Annotated in this window: 19 protein-coding genes and 1 other RNA gene; 2 read left to right on the plus strand and 18 right to left on the minus strand. The window is 59.2% G+C overall.

Annotation, left to right across the window (positions count from 1 at the left end):
* The first annotated feature begins 101 nt into the window (after positions 1-101).
* The gene (locus tag DBW_RS09905; RefSeq protein WP_066727345.1) at positions 102-1,427 is read left to right on the plus strand and encodes an ATP-binding protein; all 1,326 of its coding nucleotides are present in this window, start codon (positions 102-104) and stop codon (positions 1,425-1,427) included.
* 14 nt (positions 1,428-1,441) lie between these two features.
* Here the strand turns inward: DBW_RS09905 and DBW_RS09910 are convergent, their stop codons facing one another.
* From DBW_RS09910 to DBW_RS09950, 9 genes are all read right to left on the minus strand, one after another.
* Complete coding sequence (locus DBW_RS09910) at positions 1,442-3,850, minus strand: TOTE conflict system archaeo-eukaryotic primase domain-containing protein (RefSeq protein WP_082820285.1); 2,409 nt, start codon at positions 3,848-3,850, stop codon at positions 1,442-1,444.
* On the minus strand, positions 3,837-4,085 hold the full coding sequence (locus tag DBW_RS09915) for a hypothetical protein (protein WP_197463629.1): 249 nt from the start codon (positions 4,083-4,085) through the stop codon (positions 3,837-3,839). The genes DBW_RS09910 and DBW_RS09915 overlap by 14 nt, the downstream gene beginning before the upstream one ends.
* A gap of 41 nt (positions 4,086-4,126) precedes the next feature.
* On the minus strand, positions 4,127-6,145 hold the full coding sequence (locus tag DBW_RS09920; protein ID WP_066727348.1) for a DUF262 domain-containing protein: 2,019 nt from the start codon (positions 6,143-6,145) through the stop codon (positions 4,127-4,129).
* Positions 6,129-7,514: a DUF262 domain-containing protein gene (locus DBW_RS09925; protein ID WP_066727350.1), complete on the minus strand. Its 1,386-nt coding sequence runs from the start codon at positions 7,512-7,514 to the stop codon at positions 6,129-6,131. The genes DBW_RS09920 and DBW_RS09925 overlap by 17 nt, the downstream gene beginning before the upstream one ends.
* 144 nt (positions 7,515-7,658) lie before the next feature.
* A complete protein-coding gene (locus DBW_RS09930) occupies positions 7,659-8,669 on the minus strand; it encodes a Fic family protein (RefSeq protein ID WP_066727352.1) in 1,011 nt (336 codons plus the stop codon).
* 11 nt (positions 8,670-8,680) lie between these two features.
* On the minus strand, positions 8,681-8,866 hold the full coding sequence (locus DBW_RS09935; RefSeq protein ID WP_066727354.1) for a hypothetical protein: 186 nt from the start codon (positions 8,864-8,866) through the stop codon (positions 8,681-8,683).
* Complete coding sequence (locus DBW_RS18150) at positions 8,863-9,408, minus strand: endonuclease domain-containing protein (RefSeq protein ID WP_082820286.1); 546 nt, start codon at positions 9,406-9,408, stop codon at positions 8,863-8,865. The genes DBW_RS09935 and DBW_RS18150 overlap by 4 nt, the downstream gene beginning before the upstream one ends.
* 7 nt (positions 9,409-9,415) lie before the next feature.
* Positions 9,416-13,261, minus strand: coding sequence for a restriction endonuclease subunit S (locus tag DBW_RS09945; protein ID WP_066727356.1), 3,846 nt, complete (start codon positions 13,259-13,261; stop codon positions 9,416-9,418).
* Positions 13,258-13,455, minus strand: coding sequence for a helix-turn-helix domain-containing protein (locus DBW_RS09950; RefSeq protein WP_066727358.1), 198 nt, complete (start codon positions 13,453-13,455; stop codon positions 13,258-13,260). The genes DBW_RS09945 and DBW_RS09950 overlap by 4 nt, the downstream gene beginning before the upstream one ends.
* 245 nt (positions 13,456-13,700) lie before the next feature.
* Between DBW_RS09950 and DBW_RS09955 the strand changes: the two genes are divergently transcribed.
* Positions 13,701-13,889, plus strand: coding sequence for a hypothetical protein (locus tag DBW_RS09955; RefSeq protein WP_066727360.1), 189 nt, complete (start codon positions 13,701-13,703; stop codon positions 13,887-13,889).
* A 114-nt stretch (positions 13,890-14,003) separates the two neighbouring features.
* On the opposite strand, the gene ssrA is transcribed toward DBW_RS09955, so the two are convergent.
* The 9 genes from ssrA to DBW_RS10000 all read right to left on the minus strand — a co-directional run bounded on the left by ssrA (position 14,004) and on the right by DBW_RS10000 (position 25,767).
* Positions 14,004-14,357: a transfer-messenger RNA gene (gene ssrA, locus DBW_RS09960) on the minus strand.
* Between the two features lie 114 nt (positions 14,358-14,471).
* Complete coding sequence (gene smpB, locus DBW_RS09965) at positions 14,472-14,930, minus strand: SsrA-binding protein SmpB (protein WP_066727362.1); 459 nt, start codon at positions 14,928-14,930, stop codon at positions 14,472-14,474.
* A gap of 8 nt (positions 14,931-14,938) precedes the next feature.
* A complete protein-coding gene (locus tag DBW_RS09970) occupies positions 14,939-15,382 on the minus strand; it encodes a SoxR reducing system RseC family protein (protein WP_066727364.1) in 444 nt (147 codons plus the stop codon).
* 80 nt (positions 15,383-15,462) lie between these two features.
* The gene (locus tag DBW_RS09975; protein ID WP_066727366.1) at positions 15,463-16,737 is read right to left on the minus strand and encodes an amidohydrolase family protein; all 1,275 of its coding nucleotides are present in this window, start codon (positions 16,735-16,737) and stop codon (positions 15,463-15,465) included.
* Positions 16,738-16,768: 31 nt separating this feature from the next.
* Positions 16,769-18,412 (minus strand): pyridoxal-dependent aspartate 1-decarboxylase PanP, encoded by a 1,644-nt coding sequence (panP, locus tag DBW_RS09980; RefSeq protein ID WP_066727368.1) that lies wholly within the window; start codon positions 18,410-18,412, stop codon positions 16,769-16,771.
* 2 nt (positions 18,413-18,414) lie between these two features.
* Positions 18,415-19,269 carry a pantoate--beta-alanine ligase gene (gene panC, locus DBW_RS09985; RefSeq protein ID WP_066729781.1) on the minus strand — a complete coding sequence of 285 codons (855 nt, stop codon included), beginning with the start codon at positions 19,267-19,269 and terminating at the stop codon, positions 18,415-18,417.
* Positions 19,270-19,336: 67 nt separating this feature from the next.
* A complete protein-coding gene (panB, locus tag DBW_RS09990; RefSeq protein WP_066727370.1) occupies positions 19,337-20,140 on the minus strand; it encodes a 3-methyl-2-oxobutanoate hydroxymethyltransferase in 804 nt (267 codons plus the stop codon).
* Between the two features lie 294 nt (positions 20,141-20,434).
* Positions 20,435-21,019: a flavin reductase family protein gene (locus tag DBW_RS09995; protein WP_066727373.1), complete on the minus strand. Its 585-nt coding sequence runs from the start codon at positions 21,017-21,019 to the stop codon at positions 20,435-20,437.
* The gene (locus tag DBW_RS10000) at positions 21,016-25,767 is read right to left on the minus strand and encodes an NAD-glutamate dehydrogenase domain-containing protein (protein ID WP_066727375.1); all 4,752 of its coding nucleotides are present in this window, start codon (positions 25,765-25,767) and stop codon (positions 21,016-21,018) included. Before DBW_RS10000 ends, DBW_RS09995 begins: the two co-directional genes overlap by 4 nt.
* Positions 25,768-25,799: the final 32 nt, after the last annotated feature.

Raw genomic sequence — 25,799 nt, forward strand, 5'->3', positions numbered from 1 at the left:
ATGGAATCGACTGCCGTTTCGACAAACCATTTGCTTTTTTCGGCACACCAAGCATGAATGACAGCGGTTGCCAAAACGAACAGGGAGCACCGGGCCATGTCATGATCGAATGCCTGAAACGAATCATCAGCGAACACCAGCACATTGAACCGTCGGACGAACTGCTGCCCCGGCGTGTCGCCATCGGCAGTCTGCCGGGCAAGGTCTCGGTGGTCACCGGTGTCAGGGGGAGCGGCAAGACCACCTTGCTGCGCCAGCGCATTCGGCAGTTGACCGAGAACGACGTTCCCCGCGAGAACATCCTCTACCTCAATTTTGCCGACGACCGGCTTTACTGGCTGCGACACGAAAACCCGGATCTCATTCTGGAGGCATACTTCGAGCTCCATCCGCAGAAGCGTGGCCACGAGACGGTCCACTGCTTTTTCGACGAAGTGCAGGCACTCCCGCACTGGCAGCTCTTCATCGACCGCCTGACGCGCACCGAAAAATGCGAGGTCACCGTTGCCGGTTCCTTGCTGCCCTCACCGGATGAGGAAGCCGCCAGTCCCTTGACCGGCCGGATCGTCTCCTGGGATATCTTCCCGCTTTCTTTTCGGGAGTTCCTCGACGGCAAGGGCATCGAAAACAACGGCTCGCTATCCACCGAGCAGCGGCTGACCATCCAGAAGGCGTTCGAGGACTATTGGCAGGTCGGCGGCTTCCCCGGCGTGAACGGCCTCGGCCCGCACCAGTGCATCGAAGCCCAGCAGTCGAACTGGAGCACCATCCTCGCCAGCATCATCGGCCACCACAACATTTCCCACCCTCGGGCGGTGATCGATCTGGCCCACTGGTTGGTGGACAACACCGGCTCCTATTACGCCGTCAGTCACCTGACTGACTACCTGAAATCCCTCGGCCACCGGGTGCGCAAAAGCTCGGTGGTCGATTGGCTCGTCGCGATCGAGGATGCCGGGCTGCTGTTCAGCGTGAACATCTTTTCCAGCTCATCGACCCGGATCAGTGTCAATCCCCGCAAGGTCTATTGTGTCGATCACGCCCTAGTGACCTCGGTCAGTTCCGGCATCCTCATCAACAGCGACAGCCTGCTGGAGAATCTGGTGTTCACCGCGCTGCGCCGGGTGACCCCGGAAATCTTCTATCACAAGACCAAGACGGGCCGGGAGGTGGACCTTGTCGCGCTGCTGCCGTCAGTGCCGGGACAGGAACGAACCATACTGCTGGTCCAGGTCTGCGCCTCGCTGACCGATCCCCGCGTCAAGCAGAGCGAGGTCCGCTCCCTCTCCGAAGCCATGGTCGAACTGGCGGTGGCGGAGGGGACCATCGTCACCTGGCGCACTCATGAAACCATCCCCGTGGGCTTCGGCACCATCCAGGTGGTGCCGGTCTGGCGGTTTCTGCTGGAGATGGACTCACGAACCTAAAATAGCGGTTTGCCTTATTTTAGAGTCGTGCCGTTTCCTAAAACTACGGTCTCCATCGGTTTGATCTCGTACCCCATGGCCCGGTAGCCGCGCTGACGTTTGTCCCACATGCGGGCGAGCTGAGGCTGATCGGTCTCGGCGTAATCGTATATGCGCACATCCTGTTTGTCGGCATGTTCCCGATGCAGGCGTCCGGCGTATTGCTGCAAGGTTCCCTTCCAGGATATCGGCATGGCCAGCACCAGCGTGTCGAGCGGCGGATGGTCAAAGCCTTCGCCAATCAGGCGGCCGGTGGCGAGTAGCACCCTCGGTGCCGACTCATCCAACGCATCCAGTTCCGCGAACACCTCCGCCCGCTGCTTCTTCGACAAGCGGCCATGCAGGACAAAACAGTGCTCGACCTCATCCCCCAGCGCCTCCTGCAACAGCCGCAGATGATCCGTTCGCTCGGTAAGCACCAGCACCTTTCTTCCTTCCCGGTAGGCAGCCAGTACATCCCCGGCGATACGTCGGTTGCGCGTCGCATCGCCTGCGAGGATGCGGAACACATCCTGAATCGGTGAATCCGGCGGGATCTCCGGCGCGGGCAGCACCTTCGGCCATACTTCCAGTTGCGCCGGAGCGGTTTCCGGCCTTGCGGCACTATGGCGGATCGGCCCGCACTGCATGAAGATGATCGGCTGATGCCCGTCGCGGCGTATCGGTGTGGCGGTCAGGCCCACCACGAATTTCGCCTTGGCTTGTTTGAGAATCGCCTCGAAGGAAAAGGCCGACAGGTGGTGGCATTCGTCAATAATGATCTGTCCGTAATGGTCGAGCAGTTCGCCCAGGTCTTCCCGCCGGGACAGTGACTGCATGACGGCGATGTCGATCTTGCCTGACGGTTTCTTCTTGCCGCCGCCGATGACACCCAAGCTTCCTTTCGGGAACTCAAGAAATCCATTCAACCGCTCCTGCCACTGGCGCAGTAGTTCGGTGCGATGGACCAGCACCAGTGTACTGACCTTGCGCCGAGCGATCAGGGCTGCGGCGGTAACGGTTTTGCCGAAGGCCGTCGGGGCGCAGAGCACGCCGACCTCGTGTTTGAGCATCTCCCGCACTGCCGCTTTCTGGTCCTTGCGCAAGGTGCCGGTGAACTTGGCCGTCACCCTCCGTCCCGCCAAGCGTTCGTCCTGCAGCACCGGACGGATATCGTTCTCCTGCAACAGGTCGCACACCGCATCGAGGCAGCCACGGGGCAGGCCGATATGCTGGGAAAAATTCTCGGCGCAGCCGATGATGCGCGGCTTGCTCCACACCGGCAGGCGCATGGCCTGGGCCTTGTAGAACTCCGGATTCTGGAAGGCGGCGAGGCGGATCAGGCGGTTGGCCAGCGGCTGTGGCAGATCGGCCTTGGCGATGAAAATCTGGTTGGCCAGCACCAGGCTCAGTGATTCCGGTAGTGGACCATTAATCAGGGCGGGTACAGGTGAAGGTCGCTGCCATGGTTTGCTGTCCTCCTCGGTGGCAAAGGCCACATCCAGAGGGTGGCGGCCGCCGCTGGCCCGCAGAATCGCGTCTTCCAGGTCTCGCCGGGACATGGGACGGATGGGAGCCAGAAAAGCCCATTGATCGGGATAAGGCTGCAGGTATTCATCGACGAAAACGCTGCGCCCCGATTCCCTCGGCTGTTTCTGCAGGGGCAGCGCGATCAGGTTGCCGAAGCCGCCCTTGGGCATGGTGTCCTGGTTAGGAAACAGACGGTCGTAGCTGGCCAGGGACAATTGCCGGGTGCGGTCGCAGGTGTGGCTGATCAGTGCGACCCCGAGCTGCCGGGCCTCGCGGGCCGGAACCGGCTCGGCAAAAAAGATCCAGGCATGAGCTCCGTTGCCGGAGCGGGAGATCTCCAGCGCCGCCGGAACGCCAAGCTCCCGGCAGGATTGTATGAAAGCCTGGGCATCCTCCCGCCAGTCGGCCTCATCAAAATCGGCCGCGAGAAAATAGCAGCTGTCGTCGCTCAGGAGCGGATAGACGCCGATGGTCTGGTTCCCGGCCAAGTGGCTATAGATCACCCGGTCGGTCACCGGCAGCAATAGGCGTTGGTTGCAGTCGCCGCATTTCACCCGGGGCTTGTGGCAGATGCCGGGCTTCCACTCATTGCCGCAGGCCGGTGAATAGCCGGATGTGCCCTTGGCCGACTCCCAGCGCTGCGGATAGACATCCTCCCGCCCCTGGAACAGGCGGCGGAACAGGTAGATCTTGTCGTCGGTAGTGAAATGGGTTGGGGCTGGTGCGGATTCCGTTATGGTAGGAATGGGTTCAGGGATGGCCGGTTCTTCCCAGGCGACGCCGTGACGGGTCAGCAGATGCTTGAGGCGGGCGTTCTCCTCGCGAAGCCGCCGCAATTCGTCCTGTTCATTCAGGCTCTTGTCATTCTTCGGCAAATCCATACTCCGCCATCAGATCTCCCATGTCATCGCCAACACCCCAGCCCCAGTTGTGGCTTTCGCTTCGGACACGTTCAAGCCGTTCGACAAAGGCATCCTGCTGGCTTGACTCAAGCGCCTGCTCGAACATGCGCACCAAGGCGTTGAAATAGCCCGCGTCAAATCTCCCAGGGAAGGAACAGCCTAAACAATCCGGTCGGGAGATGCCGGGCGGTAAAGAGCGCAACGACACGGTTCTGGGTCAGCCTCTCGGGGCGTTTTTTTCGGGCATGTCTATTGGCTCCTCTTTATGAGTCTTCTTTTCACTTCGACATCAAGATCATCGCGAAAAACATCTCTCATCGCTTGGTAATGTTGGTTGATAGCCCCCTCATCCCAAGAATCCTCTTTCATCATCAAGTACTGTTTGATGCTGTCGATGGTATTGTTCAGATAGTATTCCTTCTTAGCCTGCGGCATGAAATTGCTCAAACGGGAGTTCTTGCTGTGGCTGATCAGGCAGAGGTTGCCGAAAGAGTTGAGCGTGTCGACTGGCAGTGTGTCATGCCCAGGAAGCGGATTCTGGGGATAGTAATGTTCCACAGAGCTTCGGAATGTGAACTCGTAAGCTTTGATGACGGGGTCGGAATCCTTGTGCTTCAACCAAAGCAAATAGTCGAGATAGTTAAACACAAGGTTGTTTTCTATGTTCCCGAACGACAGCCGGTTGCTTAGATTGGCGTCGGATAGTACGTCTGGTTGCGATTTACATTTGCCGTATCGGGCGTAAATAATCTGGTAGTAGTCCGACTCGCCATGCCCCCCGAGAAACCGATCGAAAACAAAGGCCCTCGCCACTCTTTTCAAATAACTTAGATATTGACCAGGGGGCAATTCTTCTTCCATATACAGATCGGGATTTTTATAGCCCTTTCTAAACAAGTAGCTCAATGCGGCGTTGAGCCAGTGCTTGTAAACAAGAGTCGGGGTCGATACGTGAAAAGCGGCCAGAAGCATAAGAATCCGGCGGTTGATATCATCCTGGCCGTTTTCTTCCCCAAAGGTATTCACATAGTAACCTTTCTCGGAGCGTTTCTTCTGCCCACCATCGGACCACTTGTAGCGCTTCAGGCTCCAGCCATCCGTTCCCCTGATAAACTCACGCTTTAGAATATAGTGGTCGTACAGGTATTTACATTTCAGCAGGGCAAAACCGAATTCCTTTACACTTTTCGGATCGTCCCTTCTGATTAATTCGTCCTCGAATATGGTGATGAGGCGCTTATCATCGAGAGGAATGTCCCTACCTGTGGAAACCCGCAAAACGTGCAGGAGGAAGTTCGGGAAGTTGATAACGGAATTGAACCGTTCGGAAACCTCGTCATCGCCGCCAGGTGATTCCCCACCCCCCGGTTCTACATGAGAAAGAATGTCCGTGAGCGTCAAGGCGACCGCGTCTCCTCCCTCTCCCCGGGAGCATTTAGAGACGGCCTTCAAGACCTCATCAAAACCCTTTGGCAAGAACTTTCCCCAATCCTGATGCCCGAACAGTTCATGCCGCTGTTCCGGGGTAAATCCCGCCTGGACGTACTTCTCCATATTGGCGCAGGCTTCCCAAACGCGATGAAAACAGTCCTTGCTTTTCGTTCGTTCCACAGCGTCCGGGATTCGATTCAGCACCTCCAGAAGGCGCGACTTGAGGACCTCATGCTTTTCCAGTTGCTCTCCTCTGTTATTCATGATCTCGAAGTAGTGGTTCAAATCTGTATCGTGGGGTACGGTGACCCGCATGATCTGAACCTTCTCGAAGAGGTAACCGGAAAAGGCAGTTTCCGAAACTTTATGTTCCGCCAGCTTTTGCGGCAGCACTTTCTGGATAATTCGATACCCGTTGAGAATGGCGGAGTTGATGTCATCCGACGGCAAGGTATCGGTGTGATTGCTGAATATTGCCGAGAAGGTACGCTGAGAATGCTCCCGGCACTCGAAGTCCAGCGCCAGATGGCGATACCAGGAGGCATCGTGTTTCCCCTCATTTTTCAGGAACGATACGAGTAGAGAAAGGGTTGTGAGCCGTTGCTGGCCGTCTATGGTCTCATATACGGTGGCGCCGTTAGCGGCTGGCCGCTCAAAGACCACCAACGTTCCAATATAATAGTGCTGTTCTCTGTTGCTGTAGTCGATGACATCCTGAATAAGTTGGGTGATCTCTCCCTCATCCCATGCATAGTTTCGCTGATACATCGGGATTCGGTAGAGCACATCGCCTGCGAGAAGTTGCTGGACGGAGAGCTGGTCAATGTGATTGTTCATAGTACCTCATCTCCTTGAACAGCTTCTCAATCGCCTTGGTTTTGCTGGAGCGGTTCTGGGTGACAACCGGCAGACTGCACCTCAAAAAGTCGCTTGGGTGGGTGGCATCCTTGAGCCGTTTGAACAGGTTGCTCTCCAGTACATAGTTGTCCATGCTGGCGAGTTGGAGAACCTGCATCTGCAGACGCAGGCTGTAAGCCCAGATGAAAATCTTCTCGATAGCCCGGGAAATCTCGGCAAATCCGAACTTATCAATGTAGTAGATGAGCAGGCAGTCGAACATCACCCGGACATACCGGTCGCCGGTGCGATTCCTGCCTTCATAGGACGTGATTGCCTCAAAGACTTTTTTGGCGAACCCGTTGAGGCTTGCCCTGCCAATGCGCTTTTTTAAGGTATCGAAATCAACGGCCCAACCGACCTCACCAAGATAGTGATCCGTCATCTCGAAAAAGCGGCGACCGTTGATGATGATCTGGTCGAGGTAAAAAGGGAACGCCATCTTGTGGCCATCAATCTTCCGCTCGTATCCCCCGTTGTAGTGGTCAACGAAATGATGGGCCAGCCGGAAATGTTCGATATAGGGATAGTTCGAAATGGTCTCGATGTTGACGCCTTTGAAAAGATCCGTATCCTCTTTGCCGAAGTACCTGGCAGACTCCCCCTTGGCCCAGTTGCGGATTCGGTACAGGTATTGGGCGAAGAGTGTCGATAGCTCAGCGGTCTCGCTGTTCTCCCACTTGGCAACCGTGCCCCTCTTCAGATGGTCCTCCTGGGCGCTGAACTCACGCAGGTGGAACGCCTTGAGCAAATCGTGGGGTTCCAAATCCTTGCCCCGGGCGTTCTGAGAGTCGAAAAACTGGAAGGCTTCGGAAATATCGGTCAGGGTGAAAGTGACGACCTCACAGCGGTTGAGCAGGAAGTTGATCTGCTCTTCATCGAAATCCGCTCGGTCGATAATACGGGCTATCTCAAGGTAGTTGGCGTGAATGTTCACCTTGGAGATGTCGCTCTCAAAGCGGGGGATGACCATCTTTCGTTTAAGCTCATCCAGTTGCTCTTTAAGGTCGTTACGCTCCAGTCTGTCGCGGCGCAATCGGATCAGGGCGTGGACCGCCAGCATCAGGGTGATGGTGCGTTGTTGGCCATCCACGATGTTCTTCTGGCGATCATCGAGATGAAAAACGACGGTGCCGAGGCGGTAGGAGGTCTTGTTCCTGAAAGCCGTGATATCCGAGAAGAGCTGGCCTACGTGGCGGCTGGTCCATTTATAGGGGCGCTGATACTGAGGGATGGCAAGGTTGGGGGCGGCCAGGAGCTGGCGGACAGAGATGATCCCTTTTTGAACAGTCGAAGCCACTGCGGTCATATCACCTTCTCCTTGCCGCGAATATCAACCATTATTTTATTCGTTATTCGCGCAGATCCAGCTATTTGCTCCAGGCTGTCACACCCCTTTGCCATAGTTCTGACCCGGCTCAATGTCGCAACCGTGTCGCGAGTTTGTCGCAAGTTATCCATCGCCATGCTGCGCCAGCCACTGGCGGCCCTTGTCGGTCAAACGGTATTTCTGCAAGCGACTGTTGGGCTTGTCGGGAATGGTCATCTCGATCAGGCCGTCGGTCAGGGCCGGTTTGAGGTAGCGCTCGCGGAAGGATTTGCGGTCCGAAAGCCCCAGTGCGGATTGCAGCGCCTCTCGGCCCATCTCGCCCTTGATCACCGCCAGCAGTTCGCTGACTTGGGGGGTGACTTGAGGGCTGACCTGGGGGGCAGTGGTGGTCACGGTATCCAGAATCATCCGCAGCATGAAGGCGATGAAAGGCGCGGAGTCGGTCTTTTGGGTGCTTTCCTGAATGGCTTGGTAATACTCGGTTTGGTGCTCGAAGATCAGGCTTTCCACCGGGATGTCGGCGAACAGGGGATTCCAGCGGGCCAGAATCAGGCTCTGCCACAACCGCCCCATGCGGCCGTTGCCGTCGGAAAAGGGGTGGATGAATTCGAATTCGTAGTGAAAGACCGAGCTGGCGATGAGTGGGTGGGCATCGGTGGCGGCCAGCCAGGAGAACAGGTCACTCATCAGATGCGGCACCCGGTCTGCGGGCGGGGCCATGTGGATTACCCGCTGGCCCGCCATCACCCCGACGCCGCCATGCCGATAAAGCCCTGCCTCGTCGATCAGGCCGTACATCAGCATCCGGTGCGCCTCCAGCAGGTCCTTTTCCACATCGGGCTTCCAGGTGTCAAAACGGTCGTAGGCGGCCAGGGCGTTTTTCACCTCCTGCACCTCGCGGGGCGGTGCGATGACCCGCTTGCCCTCCAGTATCGCGGTGATCTGCGCCTCGCTCAGGGTGTTACCCTCGATGGCCAACGAGCCGTGGATGGTGCGAATACGGTTGATGCGCCGCAGCCGCAAGGCTCTCGCCTGGTCGGTGAGCACGGTAAGCCGCCCGATGGCCTCGCTGATGGCGGCAACCCGGTTCAGGATTTCCGGAGTGATGGTGTAGGGGGGCTGGCAGTTGCTCATAGGCTGACCCTTCAATGGGCGTTTTCATTCGCGCCCGGCGCGTCCTCGCCCTGAGCGACCGGTTTACCGTCCTTCCAGGTCACGGCGTACTGCCCCAGCCGCCGCTTTTTCTCCAGCGTCTTGCCGACAGCCTGGCGCAGTGTTTCCAATTGCCGCTGTCCTTCCGGGGAGGGCGTGGTTTTTCGTTTGGTGTTCATTGATTGACCTCCTCAAGCAGAAGCTGACGCATCAAATCGTCGTAAACACCCGCAAGGTTGCGTAGCACCTCATCGTTCGTATATCTGATTACCTGTAAACCAAGCGAGTTAAGAAATTTCGTTCGTTCGGCGTCGTATTCAACGGTTTCCGCATGGCTCTCGCCGTCGATTTCTATGACAAGACGCAATTCCGCGCAGTAGAAATCGACGATATATCCACCGATTGGTTTCTGACGTAGGAATTTAAAGCGAGAAAATTGTCTCTTTCGCAGGATTTCACGCCAGATCGTCAGTTCAGCTTTAGTAGGGTTACTGCGATTTTGGCGGGCAAGCTCAGTCAGCTTTTTATCGTAGGGGAGAAAGGGAGGCGAACCCTCCCCCCGCCCTCCCTTATCAGGGAGGGAGCTAGAACCTCCCCCCTGGCAAGGGGGACACGAGGACGGAACCTGTCTATTTGTAGTCGCTGCGGAGCTTGAACCTCCCCCCTGACAAGGGGGGATTGAGGGGGGTTGGGTTTGATTTTGAACCAGTCGCTCCGTCATGCCGTCCTCACAGATACTTTTTCATCACCGCCTCTTTGCGGGCGGGGGCGGCGGCGATGATGGCCTGGGCGTCGGCGATCTGTTTTTCCAGGGCTTCGACCTTGGCGACGAATTTCTTCTGTTCAGCCAGGGGCGGGATCGGTACCTTGATGTTCTTCATCACGGTGGCGTTGATATTGGACTGGTTGATCGACTTGGAAGCCTTGCCCTTGGCCTCAGCTTGGTAGGCCGGGGAGTTCATCATTTTTACCAGAAACAGCGGCAGTATCTTGCTGGTGTCTGGCACTACCCGAACCAGGTAGGAGGCAAAACAGTAGTCGCCGTCCAGATCGAAGAGGCCGGTCTTGCCGACATGCTCGATGCTGTTGGTGCGATTGAAAAGCAAGTCGCCCTTGTTGAGCCGGTACTTGGCGAACTCCTCGGCGCTGATGTCGGCGCACTTCATCGCGCCGTTGTCCACCATCCGCCCCTGGATGATCTCGTTCATGCGGAAGATTTTGTAGCCGATACCGGCCTCGTTCATCTTTTCGTTCAGGCCATATTGGATGTTGGTGCTCAGCTTGGCAATTTCGATGCGGGGTGCGGTGGAGGTATAGACAGCTTCAACAGACGAGGCAATTTCATCTAAAGCGGCGGTGACAATATTACGTTGGTTAGCCAAATCAGCGTCAATCGCCGCGCAGTCGTTAGTCAGGTTTTCCTGAATATCCTTCGGCGGAACGGGCAACTTAACCTCATCAAATGTCTTCATGATGATGGCTTTGAACTTGCTGCCGGTAGACTGAGACTTTAGCTGTTCAATTTCGCGTTTCAGGACGTAAAAAATATAGTCGTTGGATAACTCCGTTTTTGAACGTAAACCATAGCATGACTGGTTGAAGGCCATGGGAGTTGTGAGCTGTGCCATGGCACCAACAGTGCCACGGGCCGAAATAATGATGTCGTTCATCTGAAGGAGCTTGGTACTACTATCTTTCAGCCCCTCATCAGTAATGCTTTTCTCTGCCGTCGAGACATAGCGGTCAACCGTGCTGAAATCGGCCACACTCAACCAGGGAATGTCGCCGTTCCAGTACGCTGGGTTTCCGGTGTCAGGCGTACCTCCGCTAATGATTTCCATCAAATCAGAAGCTCTTTTCAGTGGCCACTTGCTGACAACTTCAATCTTCTTACTGACGGAGAGAGCTAGTTGTTTTTCAAAAACAACCCGCGAAAAATCCAACATATCCACCAGCCGAGCCGGGTTGGCCACCTCGCTCAATTCAGCCGGAATAGACCCAAGCGTGCCATCGAAATTCGCGGCAATGTGGCCGCTGAGCTTGGCCGGGTTGGCGCGGGTAAAGCGCATCGGGTTGGCGTGGTCCGGGCCGTCGTAAAGCGCAGTGACGTGCTTACCGCTGGCGTCTTCGATCAGCTTGATGCCTTCATCCCCCTTGGCGCTGGACCATTCATAGCCGAGGAACTGTTTGATCTCCTTCGTGCCGGAGGGGCTGCGGATAATCAGCACCGGGTTGGCCTGATCCGAGGCAAGGCAGAAGTGATAGAGCTTGTCGCGCTCGATGGTCTGCACAAAGCCCAGGTAACGCTTGGCGATCTCCGCCGTTTGCTCGGTCTTGCTCAGGGCCTTAAATTTCTTCTGCTTGCGCAGGTTGACCAGTTCGGTGCTCTTGTCGAATTTGTCGTGATAAGGCTGGAAATGCTCCTGCGGCTTCCAGCTCCCCTCCATCTCGCCGCGCAACAGGCTCTGGTAGTCCGCCAGGGGTACATTGACATGGGCGCAATACTGCTCGATCAGGTGGCCGTCCTTGTAGATCGCCTGCTTGCGTTTGCTGGTGGCGCAGCCCTTGAACCATTCCTCCACCCGCTCGCGGTAGTGCTCGGCGGTATCGGGCTGGGTCGGCTTGCGGCGCAGGAACAGGGTGACGGTGTTGGTGCCGGTCTTGCCGAAGGTGCCGCTGCCGAATTCGGCGATGGCGACAATATCAAAATACTGCAACAGGATTTCGCGGGCGCGGATGTAGGTGGAGCCGCCGTTGGAGAGGATCGACGAGGGCAGGATGATGGCGGCTACGCCGCCGCTTTTCAGTAACTGTTTGGCGCGCTCGACAAAGAAGGTTTCGATGCTGTTGGCCGTCTCGGCGTCGTTGATGGTGTCGGTGAGCGAATAAGCCTTGCGCTCCTCCTCGGGCAGGGTTTCGAGAAAACCGCGCACGCTGTAGGGGGGATTTGCGACCAGCAGGTCGAAATGGCCGTCGCGGATATCGGGAAAGGCCTCGTGGCTGTTCACCAGGCCGTCGCCGTAGCAGACCTGGATGCCCTGCTGGCCGTACATGAAGGCGGAGACCTTGGCGACCTTGGAGAGCCGGTATTCCTTTTCGATACCGACCATCGACTTGTGGTACTCGGCCGGATTGACCAAGGGCTTGTGTTGCTCCAGCAGCGGCTGTAGCTGCAAGGCCAGTTCGGTAAGAAAGTGGCCCGCGCCGCAGGCGTAGTCGATAGCCATGGGCGGCGTGGGGTTGTCGCGCACCAGGCTTTCCAGCGGCAGGCTCATCAGGATAAAGCGGCAGATCGGCATGGGGGTGAAGAATTGCCCCTCGCTCTGCTTGACACCCTGGTCGAGGAAGCCCTCGAACATGTCGCCGAGAAACTGATTATGACCGTTGGGATTGGTCAGGCGGATGTCCTGCCACATCTGCAGGAGCTTCAGCAACACATCGGCATTCTGGTAAAAGAGCCGTTCGTTGTGGACGTCGATAAAGGAAAAGTCGTTGTTGGTGAAAAACTTCTGCTGAATGAACAGGTTCCACACCGCCCGCTGCGTGGCGTCCGGGTTCTGGCGGATGAAGCGCAGGGCATTATTGACGTCGTTCTGGTTGATGTAGGTGATGTCCTCGCCGAGGAACTTGTCCATGCCCGACTGGTAGAGCTGCTGCAGGCGGTCCATCAGGTCGAAATGGCTGTCATAGGCCACGCCCTTCCAGTAAAACTTGAGGTCGTCAGGGTTCTCGATTTCGTCCACCAGTTTGCAGAGAAACAGGTTCACCAGCTTGTCGAAGGCGTTTTCCCGGCCGGAGACGTTGTGCTGGCGCAGGATGGTGGCGAACTCGTGATATTTCTTCTGCTGGTCCGAGGCGGAAATGGCGTGCAGGTCTGCGAGGGAATACTTGTCCTTGCCGATTTGATAGGGCTGGATGTTGTCCTCGAAAATCCCCTTGGTGGTGAAGTCGAGCTTGTAGGTATCACGCCAGACCGCGAAGCGCTCCTTGACATCGGTAACGCTGCGGAAGGTTTTAAAAAGCGGGTTGGCCACCAGGTACTGATCGTTGTCGCGGTGGGCGATGATGTGGCTCTGGTAACTCAGCTCGGCGTTCTCGAAATCCGAGGTGTAGAGGCAGAGAAACTGGGTCTCGCTGATCTGCTGGGCGTAACTGAATAGCTGGTCGCCGTCCTGCTGAGTCTTGTTCCAGGCCTTTTTGAACTCAGACCCGGCGGTTTTGCACTCGATGATCAGCAGCGGCTTGCCGAAATTGTCCTTGACGAGAATATCGGCCCGGCCTCCACTAGCCCCACGCCCCAACTTCCATTTCGGTTCCAGCTCGATGTGTTCCGGTTTGTAGCCTTTTTCCAGCAGACGATGGACACACTCGAATACCACAAAGTTCTCATTCGCCGAGAAGTTGCAGGTCTGGCGTTCGTTGACAAGCAGCCCGTCGGACTCTGGGTAATGGATAGTCTGCTTGGTGACATCGACACTTAAAAAGGTCGCACCAATGGTCTTGCTGTAAATGGATTTGTTCTTGGCAAAACCGAGGGATGCCAGCAGCGCGTTGAAATTGTCCTGACTGATCATTCCTTGGCTCCCCCCTTGCCGGTCGCGTGCGCCTTCATCCACTGATCGATCTCCTCCCGGTCGAAACGCCACTGGGTGCCGATCTTCGAAGCGGGTATTTCGCCACGCTGGGCCATGCCGTAGAGCTTGGTCCGGCTCATTTTGATGTAGCTTGCCAGCTCATCAATCGTCAGCCATTTGTCGATTTTATCCATGATCTCACCGTTCAAAAGAGATTCGTAGTGATAATTTGATAAAGAAAGATAACCTTGGCCACCCATAAAGACAAGAAGAAAACAGGGATATCTGGGGCATTCGCGGGATTTTTCCGACACAACCCGCCGCCAGCCGGTAAGTAACCCATCAGAAAGCCAACACGAAAAAATTTCACCCGACGCCCGACACTTTCTCCGTCTCTCCGGTAAGTAAGGGTATAACACAAAACGAGGAGCGACCGATCATGGACATCAACGACCTGTTTGACGGAATCCTGAAGAGTATCAACCAGTTTGCCGACGAGATCGCCGAGCAGCGGTTGCAGGAAAAAATGCAGGAAACCGGACGAGGTCCGGAGAATGGGGGGAAGAATGCGGAGAATTTTGAGGCGAAAGAGAAGCGGGGTATGACGGATTTCCCGAAAATGGAGTGATCGGGGCGGTAGCTCCGACACCCTGAAAGCGACGTAAGTCGCTAACAATACGCAGAAAAACAAAACCCGTCCAATAACCGGACGCGGTTAGTGGACGGGTCTGTCTTTTTTAAATGGTGGAGGTGGCGGGAATCGAACCCGCGTCCGAAAATCATCCACGTAAGGCTTCTACATGCGTAGTTCGTGTTTTGCTTTAACCCTCAAGACTCCCACGAACAGGATTCCCTTCGGGTGAGCCTGCTTTAGTTTCGCTCCCGGACCACAGGCCTTCCGAGAACTATCCCGCTAAATTGACGTCTTCTACCCTACGCAGGAACTCAGGCAAAAGACGTGACGGCAATTAAGCCGCCAGTGCGTAACGAACGTCGTTGTCGGCGTTTGTATGTGTGCCAGTTTTTTAACGAGGCCAACTGGCGTCCCCGGCATGCCACCTTCGCTTCCTATTCCCGTCGAAACCTGGGCACCCCCTTGAAATCAGTTCTGAGTGATGAGCGATGGGTTCCGAGAATTAGCTTTAAGCAATTTCCGAAACCCGCGGAATTTTCTTATTTATCTCATATTCCGAAGAAAAGCGCAAGGCGCTCAGCGGTCGCGGTCCTTGATCACCTTGGCCATCTCCCGTACCGCTTCCTTCTGCTTGAGGGTCTCGCGCTTGTCATGCAGCTTCTTGCCGCGACCGACGCCGATCTCGACCTTGACCCGGCTCTCCTTGAGATAGATTTTGGTCGGGACCAGGGTCAGCCCCTTCTGCTCGCTGAAGCGCCAGAGCTTTTCGATCTCACTCTTGTGCAGGAGCAGCTTGCGCACCCGGGTCGGGTCGCCGGGATTCTCCCGGTTTCCCTGCTCGTAGGGGCTGATATTCATGTTGTTGATGAAGACTTCGCCGTCCTTGATGCGACAGAAGGCCTCCTTGAGGTTGACCTTGCCAAGCCGGATCGACTTGACCTCGGTCCCCATGAGCACGATACCAGCCTCGAAGACCTCGTCGATAAAGTAGTCGTGATACGCCTTCTTGTTGCTGGCGATGATCTTGATGCCCATGGGGGATATCAGTCTTCCTGGAGAATTTCCACCACACGGGGCATGGTGAGATCCCGGGGAATGGCGCGGGAGCCGACCCGGATCAGGACAAAGGAGCCACAGAGAAAGGCGATGCCGATGATGGCCGCCAGCAGGTCGGGGTCGAGAGGAATCTTTAGATAGCCGCCCAAGAATTTGCCGCTCACCGCGCCAAGGAGGAGAAAGAGGAGCGGCACGATATAGAGGATAAAGGAGGACTGGAGGAATGTCCGGGAACTGGTGGCCAGTTTTACCCGGTCCCCGACCCTGGCGCCAAGGAGGTTGAGAGCCTCGACCATGCGGCTACGACCGTCGCTGCCGACCTGGCAGCTCTCCATCGAGGCACAATGGTCACAGAAGCTCTGCTTTTCACAGAGCACCGTGGCGATCCCCTTCCCTTTCAATTCAACGACGCTGCCGACTTCCTCGATCATCGCTTCCTTGCTCCTGATCCGATCTGTCCTGATTGTAGCATGCCCTGGCGAAGCTCCGACAGGGCCGGGATTATAGCCGCTCAGTTTCTGCTTGGCAAGGTTTCCTGACCGTCGAGGTAAAGCTGAAAGAGATCCGCGCCGCAGCCGCTGCAGAGATAATCATACATCTCTCCCATGGCCGGCGTCGAGGTTGGCCGCAGCGCCTGAAAGTGAGCGCCCCACCCTACTGCCAGAGCGCCCATTTCTCCCTGCAGGTCGAGGGCGTGGCTGCCGCCGAGGATCGCCATCTCGAGCAGCTGCTGCGGGCTGGCATCGTCGCCGAACCAGCTGCGGGCAAAGGCAAGTTCGTCCCAGATCGACAGCGTTGAGTTGCTGGCGAGGCTGTCACTTCCCAAGGCCGGCAGAAGGCCGGCGGCCAGGTATTTTGCGAGAGGCGCCCTGCCGACGTCGAGCCGGGCGTTGGAGTGCGGGCAGAGCACCACCCGTGCCCCGCTCCTGGCAATGAGCTGAATGTCGCTGTCATCGACCTGCACGCCGTGCACCAGCAATACCCCGGGATGCAGACCGCCAAGCCCCTGAAGGTAAGCGACGGGCGAAACGCCTGCCGCCGGGGGGAGCAGGTTACCCCAGCCGGCAAGGGGATAAAAACGCTGCGCCAGGGGCCCGCTCAGATCACGGAAAAATGCGGATTCTTCTGCAGACTCGGCCAGGTGAATCATGACCGGAACCGACTGCTGGCGACCGAGGTCGAGGCTTTGCCGCAGGTACTCGGCATCGAGGGTGTAGGGAGAGTGGGGGGAGAGACCATAAGCCGGATGCCCGGGCGGAACTTCACCGAGGATGCGGGTTGCCTCGCTTAGCAACGGCTCGAAGCGGTCCCGGGTGCGCCCGAGCAGTTCGAGGAAGATCCGCCCCCGCAGGGGAGAACCGGCATAGGCCTGGCGCGCCGGGAAGTGGCTGAGAATGTCGCCGACGGCACCGGTGCCGGTCTGCAGGGAGCGCCGGATTCCTTCGGCGAGGGAGGTGGTGTAGGCTTCCCTGGGGAGGGTGCGCTTGACCTTCACCACCTTGAGGATCCAGTCGACAAAATTGGCGGCCGCGCGAGTCTCCCCGGCAGCCGTGGCCCAGTCGGGGAAATTGGTCAGTTCAAGATGGGTATGGGCGTTGATCAGGGGCGGCAGCAGGATGGCGTCACCGAAATCGGTAACCGCGGCGTCGGGAAACTCTCGCAGCAGCTCCCGGCGGCGACCGACGGCGACCAGGCGCCCGGCACGGACGCAGAGGGCGCCATCGTCTAGCGGTGGAGCGACCATCGGCAGCAGGGTGCGGGCCAGGAAAAGTCGGGGGCTTTTCATCGGTCACCTGAAACCGTAGGACCGATGGGTCCTAGGAGAGGCAGAAGGACTCCAACTGGTCGAGCAGGGACCGAACCTCGGGTTGCTGGACGATCGCGCACTGTTCCTCCAGCACCTCGGAAAGAATGGCGTAGGTCGTCAGCGGATTGGCGAGAACGACCCGAAAGACGGTGATCTCTTTGCCGCCATAGGCCGGGACCCGCAGCCGGGTGCGGGAAACAAAGGTCTTGCCGGCTTCACGCTCGATTTTTTGCACCAGTTGGTTGACCTGGTCGAGGAGCTTGTTGATGCGGCAGCGCTCGGCAGCGGGAGCACCGGCGAGGGCTCGCTGAAGCGGCTGCGGGCAGTAGCGATAGGTCAGGATATTCAACTCCGGATCGCTGGTCAGTTCAAACTCGGGGTGCTGACGAATCAGGGCGGCAAAGGTTCGTGCCCGCTCAATCCCCAGGTCGATCAGAAGTTCATACCCCTTGCGGCCGATGATCGAGAGACCGGCGTGGACCAGCATCGCCTTTCCCGGCCGCGACCCTTCGAGGGTGTGGCTGCCGAGGTCCTTGGAGCCATGGCGCAGGATGTAGGCCGCATGATGCTCAATGGCGGAGAGGGCGGTCGGGTCCTTGAAGACCACCATCCCCGCCCCCATCGGCACATAGAGCTGCTTGTGGGCATCGATCGTCACCGAATCGGCCCGCTCGATGCCGTCAAGCAGCTGCCGATGCCGGCTGGAAAAGAGGGTCGGTCCGCCCCAGGCGGCGTCGACGTGGAAGTGGCAGCCCAGCTCTGTGGCGAGGTCGGCCATAGCTGCAAGCGGGTCGACATTGCCGGTTTCCGTCGTCCCGGCAATGCCGACCAGCGCCAGCGGATGAATATTCTCTTCTTCCTGCAGCCGCCGGCACTCCTTGCGCAAAAGATCCAGGTCGATCCGGTTCTGGTCATCGGTCTCGACCAGGACCAGGTTGTCGCGACCGATGCCGAGCAGGTCGGCGGCTTTGCCCAGAGAATAGTGGCCGCGCTTCGAGACCAGGATCGCGACCCCGTCCCAGCCCTTGTATTTGAGGGCCCGGGCGAGCCCTTCGCGGGCAATGCCGTGGAAGGAGCCGTCGGCGGCAAAGAGGCGGTTGCGGGCGACCCACAAGGCGGTGACATTGGCGATGGTACCGCCGGAGCAGAAGGCGCCGAGGGCGTGGCGACTGTCATGAATCCAGCGACGGTAGAAGGGATCGTTCCCCTGGTAGACGAGGCGATGGAGCATCGCCAGCACCTGGCGCTCCAGCGGGGTGAAGGCCTTGGAGGTCTCAACCTTGACCAGGTTCTGGTTCAATGCGGTCATGATCCGCGACAGCGGCAGCATGAAGTACGGCAGAGCCGAGGTCATATGGCCGATAAAACCGGGAGCCGCGGTATGGACCGACTGGGCGACCAGTTTCTCCTGCACGAACTCGGTATAGGTGGAAACGAAGGTCGGCTCTTCGGGTATCTGCGAGGAGGAGAAATCGGCCTCGATCTTCTCGAGACTGTGCTCCAGGGCGACGATGTGGGTCTGGAGGAAGCCGGTCACATCGTCGGTAATCGCCTGGTCGATGGCACCGAGGGTCGAGTCGGGGGCCTCGGGGACCGTGAAGATACGGTAGAGGTTTTCCAGGGTCGCCCGCGCTGCGTCTCGGTTTTTGGCCATGGTCAGTTCGTCCCGGAGAGGAGAAAGCCGTTGTCGATCAGCCGGGTCTTGCCGATAAAGACCGCCATCAGCAGGACTGAGTCGCTGTCGACCTCCTCCTGCTCCTGCAACGTGTGCTGGTGGCAGATCTGCAGGTAATCGATGCGCACTGCACTGGCCGCAGCGATCAGGGTTGAGAGTTCGGCAAGAATCTGGTCACTCGCACGCCTTCCCGCAGCCACCATTTCCCGGGCCCGTGCCAGGCCCCGGGAGAGGACCAGCGCCTGCTCCCGCTCGGTGGGCGAGAGGTAGACATTGCGGGAACTCATCGCCAGACCGTCGGCTTCGCGGACAATCGGCATGCCGACGATTTCCATCGGGATATTGAGATCGAGGGTCATCCGGCGAATGACAGCCAGTTGCTGGAAGTCCTTGCAGCCGAAGAAGGCGAGGTGCGGCTGCACCAGGTTGAACAGCTTGCAGACAACGGTGGTGACACCACGAAAATGACCGGGGCGACTGCGGCCACAGAGGGTGTCGGTCAGCCCCTCAACGTTGACGTAGGTCGCATAGCCGGGCGGGTAGATTTTTGCCGGTTCGGGATAGAAGAGGAGATCGACACCAGCCGCACGGGCGAGAGCGGCGTCCCGTTCGAAATCCCGCGGATAGGCATCGAGGTCTTCATTGGCGCCGAACTGGGTCGGGTTGACGAAGATCGACAGGACGAGAATATCGCCCGCTTCCCGGCCCGCTTCGAGGAGCGAGATGTGCCCCTGGTGCAGATAGCCCATGGTCGGCACAAAGGCGAGACGACGCCCCTCCTGACGCAGGTCGAGGCAGATCTTCTGCATGCGCTGATTGTCTTGTATGATTTCCATCGCTTCGAGGTTCAGGGAAAAAGCCTCCCGGCGCTTTTCCAGCAACCCCTCTCCTTTCTGCGGCGGTCTAGAAACTGTGCTCCTTGCCCGGGAAATCCCCCCCCTTGACCTCGCGGATATAGCTGTCGACCCCTTCGCTGATCAGGCTGGCCACGTCGGCATAGCGCTTGACGAATTTGGGGGAGTACTTTTCGCAAAGGCCGAGGATGTCGTGGATCACCAGGACCTGCCCGTCGCAGCCGGCCCCGGCGCCGATGCCGATGGTCGGGATCGGGACTGCCGCGGTTATTTCGTCGGCAAGCCGGGCCGGAATTCCTTCGAGGACGATGGCGCAGGCGCCGGCCGCGGCGACCGCCCGGGCATCCGCCAGCAGTTGCCGGGCCTGTTCGTCTTCCCGTCCCTGCACCCGGTACCCGCCCATGCGGTGAATCGACTGGGGAGTGAGCCCGATATGCCCGACGACGGGGATATCCATGGCGACGATCGCCGCGATGGTCGCGGCGACATTTTCGCCCCCCTCGAGTTTGACGGCCTGGGCGCCCCCCTCTTTGATCAGGCGCCCGGCGTTGCGCCGGGCCTCGGCCAGGTCGACCTGGTAGGAGAGGAACGGCATGTCGGCGACCACCAGGGCGTGATTTGTCCCGCGGCGCACCGCGCGCGTGTGATAGATCATCTCCTCCATCGTCACCGGCAGGGTGTTGTCATAGCCGGCGACGACGGCGCCGACCGAATCGCCGACCAGGATCATGTCGATCCCGGCCTGGTCGAGCAGCCGGGCAAAGGGATAGTCGTAGGCGGTGAGGACGGCGATCTTTTCACCGTCGGCCTTCATGCGCTGAATATCGATTATGGTGACCGGTTTTTTCTTCATAGCTCTTTCCTGAATTGCCGCCTGGAACGAAAAAACCTTTCGGAACAGGTCCGAAAGGCCAGAAAATTTCCGGTCCCGCCGGTATTCGATGCCACCGGGAGCCAGTTTTGCCTTCCGTCCCGGTCCGCGGATCCAGGCGGTCTTGGATGAGTTGAAAACCACCGATCATGGCCTGCTCCGGTACGGGTCCCGGGCGGATCGCGGTCTTCAAAAAAGCGTTCTAGTCTATAGCATGGTGCTGGCGCCACTGTAAAGAGATATCACCGGGGCGCGCCAGGGGTCCCGCTCGCCTGCTTACGATCTGGTCGCAAAGAATCGCCTGCCGTCGCTGTAGGCGGTTCCGATCTTCCCTCCCAGACCCCAGTATTCACGAATACCCCCAAGGTAGACCAGCGGGGCGACCAGGTGCGGATCAATCCGGCCAGTGCTGTCAATAGCCGCGGCGGCGACCTGGATATCGAGGATTTCGCCGAGCAGCAGGCGGTAGTCACCGAGAACCACCTCGCTGGCGACCCGGCACTCGACACACAACGGGGATTCCGCCACCGATGGCGCCTTGATATGGGTTCCCGGCTGCGGGGTGAGACCGGTAAGGTTGAATTTTTCGTGATCCCGCCCCGAGGCCAGGCCGCAAAAGTCGGCAGCCGCCATCATCGATTCGGGGACAAGGGAGACCGAGAATTCGCCGCTGACGGCGATATTGGCATAGGACTGGCGCCCATGATGGAGGGAGAGGGCCAGGGTGGGCGGCGTCTTGCTGACGACACCGACCCAGGAAGCCGCCATGAGGTCACAGGCACCGTTGCTGTCGACGCTGCCAACCAGAGTCATCGGCTGCGGGAAAAAGGTGATGCCGGGGCCGAGAGAGGTGCGGATCATTTGCGGGGCTCCTTGAAGTTCTCTTCATCAATCAGGGCCTCAAGGGCCCGGGAGAGGACGGTAAAGGCGTGAAAGTTGGCCGGCCGGCTCCCCCGCAACGCCTCGCGATGGGCCTGGTAGGCGCGAAACGGAGCGCGGCGGCCGGTGAAATAGGCGTCCGGGTTGCCGGCGCTTTTCGCCAGCACCTGCAGGGTGAGCTGGAAGGCTCCGCGCTGGAAGGCGGCGCCAAGAGCCTGGCGCGCCAGGCGGTCCCAGCGGTCGCGCAGCGGTACCCCGTCCAGCCCGGCGACGAGAAGATCGATTCCGAGCCGGTCGCGAACCTCGGTAAAGGTCTGGGAGACCGAGAAGAGATCGCCGCCGCTCTTCTCCAGCAGTTCGACCAGCGGAACGAAATTGCCAAACCAGCCGAGACTGGCGATGCGCTGCGCCGTTTCCGGATCAAAACCGTTCTTCTCGAGGTCGGCTGAGCGCTCACGACATTGGCTCCAGTCCTCCTCCCGGAGCAGCCCGCCCAGGGATTTGCGGTATTGGGAGACCAGTTCCCGGTAGTGATCCAGCGCTCCGGCCTCCGCGACGACGGGGAGATAGCGCATCAGCGCCCACTCGCACATGACACCCAGCACCTGTTCGATTTCCAGCAGCAGGCGATACTGCTCTTCGATCGGCAGCTTGGTGCCGACAGTCTCGATTGCCTGGCGCATCTCCCTGCCGCCGAGCGCGCCGTCAAAGACAAGGTAGGTCTCCACCACCCGCTCCAGGGGCGCACCCGACTGCTTCGCCAGCTGGTTGAGTACTGCAGAACCGGCCTGGCCGACAAGCTCGTTGGTCAGCACCGTAGCGCAGATCTCCCGGGCCAGCGGGTGTTGCGACAACTCATCGCCGTAGCGCTGCACCACCGCCGGGGGGAAATAGGAGGCCAGCCGCTCCTGCAACGCTTCCCGGTCGGGAAGATCGCTCTCGAGCAGGGTGGCGTAGAGCTGCATCTTGCTGTAGGCCATGAGGATGGCCAGTTCCGGTCGACTCAGCACACCCCCTTCCCGGGCCAGCACCTCCTTGACCGTCGGCAGGAATTCCCCGCGACGATCGAGGAGACCGGCCTGGGTCAGGCGGTCGGTCAAGACAAAGAAGGGTTCGTTATCGACCGCACAGCGGCGCTGATCGAGGGAGAGGCAAAGCCCCTGTTGCCTGTTGTTGGCAAGGACCGCCTCGACCACATCGTCGGTCAATTCGGCCAGAAACCGGTTGCGCTCCTCGCTGCCGGAAAGTTCGCCCCGGCTGAGCACCCCCTGCATCAGGATCTTCAGGTTAACCTCGTGGTCGGAGCAGTCCACGCCCCCCGAATTGTCGACGGCGTCGGTATTGATGCGCCCGCCGTGGAGCGCATACTCGATGCGCCCGCGCTGGGTGAAACCGAGGTTCCCCCCCTCCCCGACCACCTTGGCGCGCAATTCGGCGCCATCGACCCGCAGGGAATCATTGGAACGGTCCCCCGCGTCCTCGTGTTTTTCGGGGCTGGCCTTGACATAGGTGCCGATACCGCCGTTCCAGAGCAGGTCGACCTCGGCGCAGAGCAGAAGGCGAATCAGGCCGGAGACATCGATCCGGTCATGGCGCACACCCAGCCAGCGCCGCACCTCCTCGGAAAGAGGAATCTCCTTGGCGTCCCGGGGGAAGATCCCCCCTCCCGGAGAGATCAGCGCGCGATCGTAATCGTCCCAGGAGGAGCGCGGCAGGTTGAATAAGCGCTGCCTTTCGGCAAAGGAAGTCTTTGGGTCCGGGTTCGGATCAAGGAAGACGTGGCGATGATCGAAGGCGGCCAGCAGGCGAATCTCCGGTGACAGCAGCATGCCGTTGCCGAAGACATCGCCGCTCATGTCCCCGATGCCGACCACAGTAAAGGCTTCCTTCTGGATATCGACACCAAGCTCCTGAAAATGACGCCGGACCCCTTCCCAGGCCCCCCGCGCCGTGATGCCGAGATCCTTGTGGTCATAGCCGTGCGAGCCGCCGCTGGCAAAGGCATCATCCAGCCAGAAGCCGTAGTCGCGGCTGATGGCGTTGGCGGTATCGGAAAACTGTGCCGTCCCCTTGTCGGCGGCGACCACCAGGTAGGGGTCCAGATCATCGTAAGCCACGATCCCGTCCGGGGTGACAACCTTCCCTTCCACCCGGTTGTCGGTCAGGTCGAGCAGGCCGCGCATCAGCACCTGGTAGGCCGCACGGGAGAGCCGGGCCCCCTCTTCGCGGCTGGTGACCGCTTGCTTGATCACAAATCCGCCTTTGGAGCCGACCGGCACGATCAGCGCGTTTTTGGTCATCTGGGTCTTCATCAGGCCGAGGATCTCGGTGCGAAAATCGTCCGGCCGGTCAGACCAGCGAATGCCGCCGCGCGCCACCTTGCCACCACGGAGGTGGATTCCCTCCATGCTGGCCGCATGGACATAGATTTCGAAGAGGGGGCGCGGCGCCGGCATCTCGATAATGCCGAGGGCGCTGATCTTGAAAGCGAAAAAGTAGTCGTCCTGCTCGCGGCGCGAGAAGAAGTTGGTGCGGACCGTGGAATCAATGAGATTGAAGAGGGTGCGCAGGATACGGTCCTCGTTGGGGTCGGCAACCGCTTCGAGCAGGGCGACGAGTTCCTGGCGCAGGGGGGAGAGCCCCTCCTCTTCCCGCCGTGCCAGGTCCTCCCAGCGCGGGTCGGGGAAAAAACGGGCGGCAAAATAGTCGTAGAGGAGACGGGCCACCTCGGGATTGTTGATCAGGGCAAAGGCGACCCGTTTTTTGGTGAAAGGAGAACCGAGCTGGAAATAGTAGTTCCGGTAACCACGAAAGACATCGATCTGCTGCCAGTCGAGGCCGGTCGGAATCAGCAGGCGATTGAGGTAGTCGTTTTCAGCGGCCCCGCGATGGAGGGCAAGAAAGGCCTCGAGCAGGGGTTTGCGCAGTGCGGCGAGATTGGGATGTCCGGCCTGGGCCCCGCGCACGGCAAAGCTCTTGATATAGACCGGATGCGGGTCCGGGGTCAGGGAAAAGTCGACCTCGTCGATCACACAGAGGCCGAGATTTTCCAGGATCGGCATCAGGTCATTGAGATATTTTTCACTGAGGCTGTAGAACTGGAGTCGGAAGTATTCTCCCCCCGGGTCGGGGAACGGCCCCCAGAGGTCAACCCGATCGGCGCCGTCGGTGAGCAGCTTTTCGACCACCTGCAGGTCGCGCATGGCGAACCGGGGATGCACCAGGGTCCGGTATTCCCGGCTGAATGTTTTCCCGTAGCGGCGCCAGAGCCGACGTCCGCCCTGCTCGCCGAAGGCATGGTTGATCTGGCGCTGCAGGCGCTCGTCCCAGGGCCGAACCAGGCGGGTCAGGCCACGTTCCAGGCGGGTCTGGTCGATGTGCAGCTGCTCGGCCCGGGGACGGGCGGAAACATGCAGGCTGAGGTAATCACTGGAGATATGTATCACCCGGGAAGCAAGGTCGTCGGCCTGCAGGGCGCGGCCGAGAAATTTTTCGATCCGCGCCAGGTTGTCGCTGCCGTAAAACTCCCGCGGCATGATCAGTAACAGGGTCAGGCCGCGCACCGCGAGACTGCGGGTGATGACCACCTTGACGCTGCCATGGCGATAAATCTGGGTGAAGGAGCGCAGTACCGAAACCAGTTCGTCTGCGGAGATAAAAAAGAGCTCGACCTTGGGAAAGGTATTCACGATTTCCATGGTCTTGCGCCAGTCGTGGCAATCGCGGGGAATGCCGAGGCGGCCGAGGGCCGCCTCGATGCGCTGGCGCAGGGCCGGGATGGTGTCGTTCGGCGCATTGGTGCTCTGTTCGGAGAAGAGTCCCCAAAAGGCATGTTCGAACCGCTGTCCGTCCCGTTCCTCGAAAAGACCGATATAGACCAGGTTGTCATTCGCCAGGATCGGGCTCGGCAAGGTGGTTGTTTCGACCACCAGACGATGCTGACGCTGCAATCGCTGGCAGGCGTCCGGGTCGGGCGGCAGGTTCACCAGCCCAAGAACGCTGCCAGCAACCTCAGGCAGGGGATCGACCGGCTCGCCTTCGCAATCGGTCAAAAATTGCCGATAGGCAAAGGGGATGTAACTCCCTTCCTGCAGCCAGTGAATAAAATCCCGTTCCGACTTGACGGTGCAGGCATCGCCAAGTCGGGCCAGGACCGACTGCATCGCCGGCCGCGCAGCCTGTACCACGAGAGCGGCTTCGAGTCCGGCCAGGGTCACAGCCCGTACCGAATCGCCCTGCTGGTCCTGGAACCCCTGCAGTAGAATGACAATCAGCGATTCCCTTTCCCCGGCCCCATCCAGCGGTCCAATGCTGCTGATCCGGCCAGCACTGCGGTCGATGGCGAGGAGCGGGTGGCTGACGACCTGGAAGGAAATGCCCTGGCGCACCAGCCCGGCCTGGACCGTATGCACCAGGTAGGGGGCGTCGACCGTATTGGTCAGGAGCAGGCTGCGGTCGCCGGGCAGGGGGTAAAAGGCGACCGCAGGCTCACCCGCGGGATGTTCCAGAAACCGGAATATTCCCAGCAGGAATTGAGCGAGTTCGGGGGGAGCGAGGGGGAGCAGGAAAAAGGGAGGGGTGCTGGCCTGGAGGAGGTCGGCAAGAGCAAGCAGAAGTGGCCGCGCTCCAGGATCGACTTCCTCGACGGCGAGCTGCCGGGCGGCGCTGATCTTGGCAACGAGATCGTCAGCATTGGCGGGTTCGGTAGCATTTTCGAAGATAACGCGCATGATTCCACTCTTCGTTGAGGGGGAATGGAGCT

It is taken from the genome of Desulfuromonas sp. DDH964 (genome assembly GCF_001611275.1).
GTDB lineage: Bacteria > Desulfobacterota > Desulfuromonadia > Desulfuromonadales > DDH964 > DDH964.